Origin of the sequence: Paenibacillus solani (genome assembly GCF_001277345.1) — a bacterium.
In the GTDB taxonomy this organism is placed as follows: Bacteria; Bacillota; Bacilli; order Paenibacillales; family Paenibacillaceae; genus Paenibacillus_AQ; species Paenibacillus_AQ solani.
Genome location: NZ_LIUT01000001.1, coordinates 998919 through 1011213, shown reverse-complemented (window position 1 = coordinate 1011213; position 12295 = coordinate 998919). Strand labels below are relative to the sequence as shown.

The following is a 12295-nucleotide window of genomic DNA, read 5'->3' as shown; positions in this document are numbered from 1 at the left end:
CATGCATCGTTATTACTTGCTTGCTTTCCAAGCATCAATTTGGCTTTGCGCTTCAGCGATGATCTTGTCAAGACCAGCAGCTTTCAGCTTTTGATTCGCTTTTGGCAGGAATTCTTCAGGATTGACGGTACCTGTCATCAGCGGAGCCCAGAACTCTTCTTTTACGTTGTTGACTGCAGCGAGCTCAGTAGATACTTTGCTTGGATCGAAGTTGAAGCCGAGAAGTGGAGCAGGCTTACCCGACTCGTTAAACTTCTTGAATTCTTCCCATTTATTCTCAGGATCTTCAGGGTTCAAGTAAGTCAGCATGACATTACCAAGAGCAAAGGTCGGCATGTCGTAGTTCTTCGATTCTGGCAAGTTTTCCATTACGTTCTCGCTAAGCTTCTTGTAGTGAACACCTTCGATACCGGAGTCAACCAGGTTGCGAAGATATACGTCTGTATTCAGCAGGTTCAAGAAATCCATGGCTTTCTCAGGGTATTTCGAGTTAGCGGAGATCGCTTGCATCGAACCCATTACAGACCAGTTAAAGATATTGGCATCGCCAGCCGGAGTAGATACTACAGGATAGCCGTAGCTTTGGCTCCACAGATTATCTGCGAACGGCTGTGTTGCCGCGCGATCCGCAAACCAATTTCCGGAAGTCATCAAGTCCTGTGTTGAAGTAGTTGTAGCTGCTTCCGGAGAAATATATCCGGCTTTGTAGAACTTGTTCATCAATTTAAGGGTTTCCATCGTTTCCGGCATTTCAAGGAAGTTCACAACTTTCAGATCGTCCTTGTCATCCAGATATACAGCCATTGGCATTTTTTCGATAATGTAGTCAAATGGAAGCAATGGACCGAAGTCTTTGCTAATTGCCAATGGAACCACGTTTGGCTCGTTCTCTTTGATGGTTTTGAGCAGAGGCTCCAAGCTTTCCATCGATTTTACATTCGAAATATCGAGGTTGTATTTATCCAGCAGGTTTTTGTTAAAACGCCATGCTTCTTGTGCTGGAAGTTCTTTGTTAGCCGGAATCGCATAGTTGTGTCCGTCAACCTTGGAACCTTCCAAGAACGCCGGATCAATTGCATCTTTAATGCCTTGTCCATGGGTCTCGATCAAATCGTCCAATTCCATGAATGCGCCTTTACGTGCATTTTGCACATAGTCAAACGCCCAAGAGCTTGTAAACAGGATATCCATTGGCTCGCCGGAAGCTGCCATTACTTGCATCTTCTGGTTGTAGTCACCGAAGTCAATCATTTTCATGTCAACGGTTACACCAATCTTTTCAGCAGTATATTTGTTGATTTCGGCTTCAACCTTGTCAACATCCTTCTGAGGTGTTCCGATTGTGTACCAGATCAGTTCAACCGGTTTCTCGGCAGTTCCCCCGCCGTTTCCTGCGCTCTCTTCTTTATTGCCTCCACATGCCGACAGCAGCATGGATGCAGACAACAGAAGCGTTAGCGGCATAAGCCATTTCTTTTTCGATTTACTCATGTTAATCCTCCCTTTTGAATCCCTGGTGTCTCTACACATATAAGGTTATCCTATGAAAGCAGTTTCACATAGGCGAAAAATTAAAGGTATTATGGTGAAAATAAAGAAAAAAGCTCTGATTTATTCAATCAGAGCATTCCTCTAAAGTCTCTTGGTGATACACCAACGAATTTTTTAAATTGCTTATAGAAATAACCGGTTTCCCAATACCCTACATTTTTAGCGATATCCTGTACTTTTGCTGAAGAGTTTCTTAGAAGATCCTTGGCTTTGTCAATACGATACCTGTTGATATACTCTGTAAAGTTCTCCCCTGTCTCTTTATGAAACAGATGTCCCAGATAAACAGGATGAATATGATATTGGGCGCCTAACACCTTTAGTGACAAATCCTCATTGTAATGATGCTGGATATGATGCAGTATCTGCTGGATGACAGGGCTTTTCACGTCATTATTAAGCGAATCCACAAGCCCGCCGACACCATCCTTCACTGCCTTAACCAAATCATCGATCGATACAGACTCCATGATATCTGAGATCGTATTCTTCACAAAATCAGGGGCTGCCGTGTACTGGATATCGTTAAGCTCCAATTTGAGACGAATAACCATTTCAACAGCGATGCTCTTGAGTGTTGTCGGATTCATCCCGGGCGTATGGCGAAGACGGCCGAAATCGCTGTCGATCAGATCAAACAGTACCTGCTTGTCCCTGCCCGCGATCCCCTTGGCATAATCAGGCCACTGCACCGAATACGATTCAGCCGCTTCACCCTTCTTAGCTTGAACATCAACGTAATCCACGTAGGAGGGCTGCTCCAATACGAGATAGTATTCCTGGGCTTCCTTGGCATGAAGATAACTGTCCTTGTAATCTCCCCCGAGGCTTTCCACGCTGCCAAGCGAAATGCTCAGCTCTTCCTCGTAGCAGTGCTCCCGAACTTGCTGCAGCAGCCGGATGGCTCTCGCTTTTTCCGTATCCGGATCTCTCATCATGAAGATGACAACATGATCGCCATCATTATCGCGGAAATACAGCACGCCCGGTTCCCGATCCATTAATTGATATAAGCAGTTCTCCAGCGGCGTGAAATCAGCTCTCAGGATAGACGCCATAACATAAGGCAAATTCAGATTTAATCCGAGAAGAGTGGCCCGTTCCTCCAGCTCCTCCGGCTCAATCCGGTCCGTGATCCAGCGAAACAGAATATTACTCCGTAATATGTTAATGTCATACTCGTCCAGTCTCATTTCCCTTTTGGACTTATTCATTTTATCCGTTGTGCTCGCAATGGTTTCTTCCAATTCCTTTAAATTGATCGGTTTTAACAGATAATTCTCAATCCCCAGCCGCATGCCTTCTTTTAGATAAGCAAAATCATCAAATCCGCTAAGGATAATGGCTTTCAGATTACGGTTTAATTTCCTTGCTTCCTCGATCAGTTCAAGTCCTGTCATGACGGGCATAGATATATCTGTTATCAAAATATCGACTGGAATCGTCGCTATTTTGTCAAGTGCTTTCCGGCCATTCTCCGCATGTCCGACCACTTCTATGCCATACTTAGACCAGTCTACGACATCAATTAATCCCTCGATAATGAATGGCTCATCATCCACGATAAACACTTTATACATCGTTATTCATCTTCCCTTCTGCTGCCGGAAAATTGATTGTCACTGTCGTCCCTTTCCCCGGCTCACTCTCGATGTCCATCCCGTAAGAATTCCCGTACGTTAGTTTCAATCGCTCATGCACGCTGCGAAGACCAAACGACTCTCCGCTCGATTCGGCCATTTCCAGTCTGGATTTAATCTCCTCAAGTTCGCCTGGATCAATTCCTTTTCCGTTATCCTTGATTTCGATCGATATCTCACCATTCTTCTCCGAAGCGTTAATCGTCAGCCAATTATCATCTTCGTCGCTGCGCAGACCATGAACAATATAATTTTCGATAAGCGGCTGCAGCGACATTTTGATCATGGGAACCTGTTTGATATGTTCATCGCAGTGCATCTTGTAAATGTACTTGTCTTTATAGCGAATGCGAAACAGCTCCAAATAGAGTCTGCACGCCTCCAGTTCGTCCTTCAGCGTATAATGGGATTTGTGCTGTACAATATTCTTGAACAGCATAGATAAGCTGTAGATCATATCGCCGACATCCTGCGCCCCTTGGGAGAGAGCTCTCATTCGTATTACTTCTAACGTATTATAGAGAAAATGCGGATTGATTCTCGCTTGCAAAGCGGATAACTCCGCATTCTTTTGATTAATCTCCGCCTTATATACCTTATCGATATACCGGGACAGCTCATCAAGCATTTCATTAAAGCTGCCTGCAATCTGCCCCAGTTGATCCTCCTTCGTATCCTGCATCCGGGCAACGAACTCACCCTTCTCGACCTTGCGCATAAAGCGAATAATGTTATCGGTCCGTTTAGAGTAATTGACGATCATCAGCGAAGGAATGGATACAGCAATTACGATACATAGCAGCGCCGATATGATGATCGTGCTCTGCAACCCATGGAAAGACTCGGAGATTACACGTTTGGGCGTGATTCCCACCACCAGATAACCTGCTTGATTGTGGGCAGCCGTTGTAATATATGATTCCTCATCAAGGGTCACGGTTTCTTTGGGAGTGATCAGCTTATCGGCATAAGGATATTTTTGACCGTAGTATTTGCCAGAAGAGTCATACATCACCCTCCCATCACCCGACATGACCATCACAGAGCCCTTAAAGGAATCGTCCCCGCTATTCATGATCGCATCCAGTGCCTCGGTTCGGTATAAAATAAGCAGCTGGCCCAAATTTTTATAGGTGGCCATATCATTAATCGGGCTTCGGATTGAAAACAAGGGTAAATTGGCATCGCCTGCCAGTTTACGGACCCACAGATTCGGCAAGGTCACGCTCTGAGTGTCCATCGCCATCACGTCAGGGATATAAGAATATGTGGCATTCGCCTGGTAGAGACGCGTCATGCTTCCCTGCTTGTACACATAAACATATTGCTTCTCTGCACTGTACAGCATGATATTCTCGATATCCGGATCATCGTCCAGTTTTTGCTTGAAATAGGCAACCACACTGTCTGATGTAGACTGTCCGCCGCCTGCAATCCGATTCATTCGCTTGGCCATATATTCATTGAATGAGTTCATGAGAAAATACGATGTATCAATGCCCAGCGAGCTGTTGCGGTATAAGTCATTTACGTAAAGCTGAACATTCTCATATTTTTGATTCACATGTCGTTCCACCCGCTCCACTGCGGTTTGCTGAATGTCCAGTTCACTTCGAATAGCGGATTGAAACAAGAAGTAATACATCAGATATGACAAGGTGACTATGGTTACTACTGCAATCAGTGCGATTAACAGCAGCATTTTTGTAAACATATTATTTTTTATATATTTTCGATACAGTCTAGCAGGAGACATTTGTTTCCCCTTCCTGAAGTAAACGTCGTTACTGATTTAAATATAACATCAGCCACACGTAATTGAACGGATGAAATTTCTGCCACTTGTGAAGGTAGATGCTGCCTATTTATTTTCGATTGTGGGCCGATTACTTGCTTGCTTCATACCATGAAATTAGAAGGAGGCGGATTTTTGATGCCTAAATATCGAATCATCGTTGATTTGTCCGACTTTCAGCTGCATTTGCTGGATGGTGACATCGTGGTACACACATACCCCATCGCCATCGGTAAAATGGCAACACAGACTCCAAGCGGCCAATATACTATCATCAACAAACAGCCGAATCCCGGCGGGCCCTTCGGAGCCTACTGGTTAGGGTTATCCAAACCTCATTATGGCATCCATGGAACGAATGATCCTTCATCCATCGGCCGATCCGTATCCCATGGCTGCATTAGAATGTACAACGAGGATGTGACTCAGCTTGCTGCCCTCGTTCCCCTCCATACCCAGGTCACGATACGTAAATAATAATATAACGAAATGATTTCAAGCCTCTCTAAATTGGTTAAATACAAATGTTAAATGACCGAATATTTAACCATTCGTTGAAATGGAGGGATTGTCTATGATGCAGAGCAAATATTTCAGGACATGTTTGGGTATTATCGCCCTGCTGTTAATCATCTATCTAGGCTCCGAAATCAGCTTTTTATTTCGCCCAATCGTCTCCATGTTCAATATGCTGATTGTCCCCGTGGCAATGGCTGGCTTTTTCTATTATCTGCTTAGACCGATTGTAGACTACTTGGAGCGTCGAAGAATCAAACGATCCATCGGTGTGCTGATGATCTATTTCGTGTTTGCAGGCCTATGCGCTATTTTTGGCATCGTGGTATGGCCTACGCTTCGAGAACAGATTGAAAACTTGATCAATAATACTCCTTTTTTGGTGGAGGACATGCAGAAACAGATTGACCAGCTGCAGCAGAATCCGTTCTGGGCGCGATTTATTCCTACGGAATCCGAGCTGTCGACCTCTCTGACGGAATACATGAACCGCCTCATTACCTGGATCAGTAACTCCATAAATAACCTGATCTCGGTTATATCCAATGTTGTCGTCATCATTGCTACGATTCCCATCATTCTGTACTACATGCTTAAGGAAGGAAGCAAACTGCCGCCCAAGCTGCTCAGCGTCCTGCCAAGACGTTACCGCCGTGACGGCCAGGAAGTGCTTGGCGACATCGATACGGCACTCAGCAACTTTATTATCGGCAAAGTCATCTTAAATCTTATACTCAGCATTATGATGTATATCGGATTTCTCATCATCGGCTTGCCTTACTCATTGCTCTTAACCGTCATTTCTTTCTTCTTGAATTTCATACCGTATATCGGTCCGCTGCTCGCGACCGTTCCTGTCGTTATCATTGGATTTATTGAATCGCCTTCCATCGCGTTATGGTCTGTCGTCGTTGTTGTAATCGCCCAGCAGATCCAGGATAATATTCTGACTCCCGTCATCTATGGTAAACAGCTGGATATTCATCCACTAACCACAATTATACTTATTCTTGTAGGTGGTGATTTCTTCGGGTTACTCGGAATTCTGCTGGCCATTCCTGCTTATATGATCATCAAAATAATCATCGTGCGGATATATGAATTATTCCTCGCCGAAAAAGTAGAAGATGCCTGAATAATACGGACTTTGAATTAAGTTCCTGCACACAAAAAAAGGATGTCCCCGCCAATGATACGATGGCTGCTGGGGACATCCTCTATTTAATAGTATTACACATGACCACGCAAGGATCGAACCACAAATTCATGTTCATCTTTACGCAATATCATTCCGTTTGACAGTGTAACGGTATTCTTATCATGCGCAGTAAGGACAGCTTGTGATGCCACCAAGCTATCGCCCCTCCATACCATTACACAAGAACCAAAATAAACGGCGTTATCGAATTGAATGGTATGCTTCACGACATAACCGATAGCGTTCCAGGCCGGATACGTGTTCCTCTGCATAATGCGATGAATGGAGCCAAACGGTATGACAAGCTCACCAGGGCCTAGCGTCACTTTCTCCTGAATGGGATCCCATCCTTTCAACACACCTTCAACCGTGCTTCTCGCCCCGTCAAGACGCTGAATGACAACATGACGACCAATCCAATGTTTCATGAAGGTCACCTCTCGCGGATTATTCATCTCCATTGTCCGGGGTATTCGGGATTTCCCAATTCACCGGATCCATACCGTTTTGCACTAAAAAAGCATTCGCTGCTGAAAAGGGACGACTGCCAAAAAAACCTTTATGAGCTGCAAAAGGACTCGGATGACTGGATTCAATGACCTTGTGGCGGCTCCGGTCGATGAAGGAACCTTTTTTCTGGGCATAACTGCCCCACAATATAAAAACGATGGGTTGCTCGCGTTCATTCAATTTCGATATCACCGCATCCGTGAATATCTCCCAACCTATTCCTTTATGTGAATTCGGCTCACCTTTGCGAACTGTCAAAACCGCGTTGAGCAGCAGCACTCCCTGATGGGCCCAAGAGAGCAAGGAACCATGTGCAGGAGCAGGAATTCCGAAATCGGCCGCAAGCTCCTTATATATATTTCTTAATGAAGGTGGAATGGCGACTCCCCTTGAGACGGAAAAACTCAACCCCTGCGCCTGTTTTGGACCATGATACGGGTCTTGTCCCAAAATTACGACTTTGGTCGATTGATACGATGTTTGCTGAAGTGCTCGAAACACATCTTCCTTGGGAGGATACACCGTGCTTCGCTCGTATGCCTCATTTACCCGTTCCATCAATGACCGAAAATAAGGCTTGTCAACTTCATCCCTCAGGATCAGGTCCCAATCATTATTAAACATACGCATATCTCGTCTCCCTCCTCCTTTTGATAGGTCAGCATGGAATGATTAAACAATGCGAGTCTTTAATCGGGATTAGACATCTATCGCTTTCCTGTATTAGATAACAATTCGCTTTAACCCATTGATGCATCACATTTAAAAAATAAGCCGGCTCCCAAAGAGGGGCCGACTTATTTTGCATTCGCCAGACGCTGCTATCATGCCGAGGACGGGGGTCGAACCCGTACGATAGTCACCTACCACAGGATGTTAAGCGGCTTGCACCACTTAATGCTGTCCCATTTGCGGTTGTACAGCGGTATTATACGTTAAATCGACGACAGGTAACGAGACCTCACCGTTAATTAACTGTTATGTAACAGCGCGCCCCTCGCTACTGTGCGTTTCACGTTTTTTATTATACGGGAAATCTTACCTGTGTACAAGACTGAATACTGCGCAAATCCAAAATACTCGAAATTTCGCATCAATCACAAAAAAACGCTTACATATGAAATGTTATTCAGCTCCTTCAGTATGTAAAAACAATATTATATGGCAGAGGTGGGTATTGGGATGAAGAGTATCTGAGTGGGATTTGTAAACAATAAAAAAAACCGCCATTCATTTGGCGGCCTATGCATTCAGTTATCAAGCCCAAACAAAAACACCACCCATCGGTGGTGTCTCAGTCTTGTTATAATGCCGAGGACGGGGGTCGAACCCGTACGGTAGTCACCTACCGCAGGATTTTAAGTCCTGTGCGTCTGCCAATTCCGCCACCCCGGCATATTAATGCGGTATTCCCGCTTTTACACTACGCTTTGTTCTCACACGCATGAGATTCCGAACTGACTAGCGGAATATCTCGCAATAGCAACCAAGCATATTTCGTTCTGGCGACAAAATCGATAATAACATGTCTATCCATATGATGTCAATATATTTTTTTCACTTGATGATAACCTAATCCTTACTTACCGCGTGCCTGTGTCTTATCAAGTTCAGAATAATATGTCCAAGTCTGCAAATGATAATAAAGCTTGCATGTTTCATTAAGACAGCAACTATAGAGAAAAGGATAGATCATCATGAAAAAATGTCTTATTATTCTGTGGGTCGCCCTCTCCCTTTGCTATCCAATGAATGCGAATGCAGGTCAAGGGCCTTCCGCCTCAAGGGGCAGAGACTACTATGAGGAACGCGGGGAAATATTGTGGGAGGTACCTACGCACAGCAAAGTAATTGCCCTTACGTTCGATGACGGGCCCGATGAGCAAAGCACGATGAAAATTTTGGATTTACTTAAGCAGCATGAGGCCAAAGCCACCTTCTTTGTGGTCGGCAGCCGGGTCGAGCAGCATCCTGACATCGTATCCAGGGAACTGCAGGAAGGACATGAAATCGGCAATCATTCCTACACCCACCCGCCCTTTCACAATATTAGCGGAAATAAATTATTAAGCGAATTGAACCAGACTCAGGAAGCGATCTTGGATGCAACCGGAGTAAAAAGTGTATTATTCCGCCCACCTGGTGGCAGCTACAATGAATCAATAGTCAGAACAAGCAAAGATTTCGGAATGCTAACCGTGTTATGGTCTTGGCATCAGGATACGCTGGACTGGCGGAAGCCGGGTGTCAACCGGATTGTCAAAAAAGTTCTGGATAACGCTCGCAACGGGGACATCGTATTAATGCATGACTTTGTGCCAAACAGTACACAGACGGTAGAAGCACTTGCGATCATTTTGCCGGAGCTTCAAAAAAGAGGATTTGAATTTATTACAATCTCCGAGCTAATGTCATATCAAGAGAACACGAATAAATTCATGGAAGTGAATCATTGAATCATATGATCCAGCTACCCGTTGCCACTCCCGGTAACGGTTTTCTTGCAGGTCTTTTGAATTGTTCTCATTATCATGTTAATTTCCACTTGATCATCGTAATTTCATTTGATAAGATACAGAACGAACGTTCAGTATATAAGATTAGGATAGGTAAGGGAATTAGGAGGGACGTGGAACATGCGTGAATAAAAAACAGCAACAGACCGAAGATACCAAGCGACGGATTGCTGACGCCGCCAAGACACTGTTTATGCAAAAAGGTTACAAAGCAACTTCGATTGAAGAAATCGTGGATGCCACCGGCAGCAGCAAAGGAAATATTTATTATCACTTTAAGAGCAAGGAAGGGCTGTTTCTGTACTTGATCGAGGAATGGGACCTTGAATGGGAACAGAAATGGAGCAGCAAAGAACAGCAGTACACCACTACCATTGATAAGCTGTACGGAATTGCTGATCAATTGGTATTTGATGATCTGAATCACCCTTTTTCCAAAGCACTGGATGAATTTATGAACAGCAATGACAACATGACCGGGGACGTAGAGCAACGGATCGTTCAAATCATTCGAAGTCACTTGGAGTTCAACCAGAAATTACTTCAACAAGGGATAGACCGGGGGGAATTTGAGTATCATAACGTGGAGCAGCTGTCCATCATCTTTGAGAGCCTCATTATAGGCCTAAGCCAGATGTCGCGAATAACGAAGGTGGAAAACGCGCTTTCCCTTTATCATGCCGCCATTAAAGTATTTTTGCATGGCATTGAAAAAAAATCTTAATCAATTGCTGCCTCTTTTTATTTAACCTCCAATTCATGGAGAATCTCTTTCGTCCCATTACAAACCGAACGTTCAGTATAACAAATGGAATGAGCCTGACTCATTTATTATTTTGGAATATATGGTCTTATTTTTTTGGAGGATATCATCATGTCATTACTACTGCGAAATAAAGGAGCGATCCTGCTCCTTATGTTCAACATATTTTTAGTCTTCACTGGCATCGGGCTCGTCATACCTATTTTGCCAACTTATATGACCGAACTGCATATCAGTGGAAGCACGGTAGGTATGCTCGTTGCTGCTTTTTCATTAACGCAGCTGTTGTTCTCACCTCTTGCGGGGAGATTATCTGATACCGTAGGGCGTAAGAAAATTATCATCTCCGGCATGATTGTGTTCGCCTTCTCGGAATGGATGTTCGGAGCTGCAAGTACGCCAGTTCTGCTGTTTGCGTCCAGGATGCTGGGCGGCGTCGGTGCTGCTCTTATTATGCCCGCTATTATGGCCTACACGGCTGACGTGACTTCGAATGAAGAACGGGCCAGAGGTATGGGATTCATCAATGCCGCGATTACGACTGGTTTTATTATCGGCCCGGGCATAGGGGGCTTTATTGCCGAGTTCGGTATTCGCGTGCCTTTCTACGCTGCGGCCGTTGCAGGAGTGATAGCCGCTTTAATTACGTTATTGCTGCTTCCGGAGTCGTCCGCTAAACGAGAAGCTCCTACCGTGCTGGGACAAAGGAAGGAAAGCCTGGCTGTACAGCTGGTACGTTCATTTAAGGAACCTTATTTCCTGAGCTTGATTATCGTGTTTGTTCTCTCGTTCGGTCTTGCTAATTATGAGACGGTGTTTGGCCTCTTTGTGGATCATAAATTCGGTTTCACCCCTAAAGACATAGCCATGATCATTACTTTTGGTTCGATCGCGGGTGCTGTCGTGCAGGCAACGATCTTTGGCTGGATCCTGAATCGATTCGGTGAGAAAAGAGTCATCACGCTCAGTTTGCTGACTGCAGGCATATGCATTCTGTTAACGCTGTTTGTCCATAAATACTGGCTCATCTTCCTGGTGACCTTCCTGGTGTTCCTGTCCATTGACATCCTGCGTCCCGCCATCGGTACGCAAATGTCCAAGCTGGCAAAGGATGAGCAAGGCTACGTCGCCGGCCTGAACTCAGCTTATACCAGCCTGGGTAATATCGCTGGGCCGCTCCTGGCAGGCTATCTGTTTGATTTAAACATCAATTTTCCATACATCTCCGCCTCCATCGTCCTCATTCTCTGCTTCTTCCTGGCTATGCGTGCAGGGAGGGCCTGGGAGGCTACAGAAGCTGTCATGAATGAACATTAACAGCTTTACAGCGCTTCAGCCTTACCAACATGACAAGACCCCACCTGTACTCGGTGGGGTCTTGTTTATATTCGGTCGTTACCTTCCATTCGTGGCCAGGATCACAATCGCCAGTAATGCCACGAGCGCAAATAATAAAGCCCATCCTAACTCAAAACGCTTATGTTCCTTGTATGCCTTGAAAGCTTTCCTTGTTTCAAATACGAATACGATAACTAAAAAAGCCATCAACACAGGTAAACCCCATGATTGATCTAAAATCCATCCTGACACCGATGATCCCCCATCCTATGTACGAATCCGTTGCTCGCTGCTTAACCAGCCCTCATCTTTTACTCCTGGATTCTTGCGACTCCATCTAAAATGTACCTGAAGTCACCCATAATTTCAATTAAACCGCATGTTGGCTTTACACATAACATATCTGATCGATTCCAATGTCTCCTCAAAAGCTCCTTTCCCCCTTATAGTTCTGTTAACGGAATATTA

Annotated in this window: 11 protein-coding genes and 1 tRNA gene; 5 read left to right on the top strand and 7 right to left on the bottom strand. The window is 44.8% G+C overall.

Features of this window, described 5'->3' with window-relative positions; all coding sequences use genetic code 11:
- Positions 1-12: 12 nt before the first annotated feature.
- The 3 genes from AM231_RS04455 to AM231_RS04445 all read right to left on the bottom strand — a co-directional run bounded on the left by AM231_RS04455 (position 13) and on the right by AM231_RS04445 (position 4947).
- Positions 13-1491 (bottom strand): ABC transporter substrate-binding protein, encoded by a 1479-nt coding sequence (locus AM231_RS04455; RefSeq protein WP_054401477.1) that lies wholly within the window; start codon positions 1489-1491, stop codon positions 13-15.
- Between the two features lie 128 nt (positions 1492-1619).
- The gene (locus AM231_RS04450; RefSeq protein WP_054401476.1) at positions 1620-3131 is read right to left on the bottom strand and encodes a response regulator transcription factor; all 1512 of its coding nucleotides are present in this window, start codon (positions 3129-3131) and stop codon (positions 1620-1622) included.
- Positions 3124-4947, bottom strand: coding sequence for a cache domain-containing sensor histidine kinase (locus AM231_RS04445; RefSeq protein WP_054401475.1), 1824 nt, complete (start codon positions 4945-4947; stop codon positions 3124-3126). The genes AM231_RS04450 and AM231_RS04445 overlap by 8 nt, the downstream gene beginning before the upstream one ends.
- 177 nt (positions 4948-5124) lie before the next feature.
- On the opposite strand from AM231_RS04445, the gene AM231_RS04440 reads away from it, so the two are divergent.
- Together AM231_RS04440 and AM231_RS04435 are read left to right on the top strand one after the other, a co-directional pair.
- Positions 5125-5463, top strand: coding sequence for a L,D-transpeptidase (locus AM231_RS04440; protein ID WP_053489049.1), 339 nt, complete (start codon positions 5125-5127; stop codon positions 5461-5463).
- Between the two features lie 97 nt (positions 5464-5560).
- Positions 5561-6637: an AI-2E family transporter gene (locus AM231_RS04435; protein ID WP_053489050.1), complete on the top strand. Its 1077-nt coding sequence runs from the start codon at positions 5561-5563 to the stop codon at positions 6635-6637.
- Positions 6638-6732: 95 nt separating this feature from the next.
- Here the strand turns inward: AM231_RS04435 and AM231_RS04430 are convergent, their stop codons facing one another.
- The 3 genes from AM231_RS04430 to AM231_RS04420 form a co-directional block, all read right to left on the bottom strand.
- Entirely contained in the window at positions 6733-7128 is a 396-nt protein-coding gene (locus AM231_RS04430) for a hypothetical protein (RefSeq protein WP_054401474.1), read from the bottom strand.
- 19 nt (positions 7129-7147) lie between these two features.
- Positions 7148-7834, bottom strand: coding sequence for a uracil-DNA glycosylase (locus AM231_RS04425; protein WP_054403529.1), 687 nt, complete (start codon positions 7832-7834; stop codon positions 7148-7150).
- 685 nt (positions 7835-8519) lie between these two features.
- Positions 8520-8605, bottom strand: a tRNA-Leu gene (locus AM231_RS04420).
- Between the two features lie 302 nt (positions 8606-8907).
- Here AM231_RS04420 and AM231_RS04415 point away from each other — a divergent pair.
- From AM231_RS04415 to AM231_RS04400, 3 genes are all read left to right on the top strand, one after another.
- Positions 8908-9666: a polysaccharide deacetylase family protein gene (locus AM231_RS04415; protein WP_053489053.1), complete on the top strand. Its 759-nt coding sequence runs from the start codon at positions 8908-8910 to the stop codon at positions 9664-9666.
- 184 nt (positions 9667-9850) lie between these two features.
- On the top strand, positions 9851-10450 hold the full coding sequence (locus tag AM231_RS04405) for a TetR/AcrR family transcriptional regulator (RefSeq protein ID WP_054401472.1): 600 nt from the start codon (positions 9851-9853) through the stop codon (positions 10448-10450).
- 150 nt (positions 10451-10600) lie between these two features.
- Entirely contained in the window at positions 10601-11806 is a 1206-nt protein-coding gene (locus AM231_RS04400; protein WP_054401471.1) for an MFS transporter, read from the top strand.
- Between the two features lie 78 nt (positions 11807-11884).
- On the opposite strand, the gene AM231_RS04395 is transcribed toward AM231_RS04400, so the two are convergent.
- On the bottom strand, positions 11885-12079 hold the full coding sequence (locus AM231_RS04395) for a hypothetical protein (RefSeq protein ID WP_053489057.1): 195 nt from the start codon (positions 12077-12079) through the stop codon (positions 11885-11887).
- Positions 12080-12295: the final 216 nt, after the last annotated feature.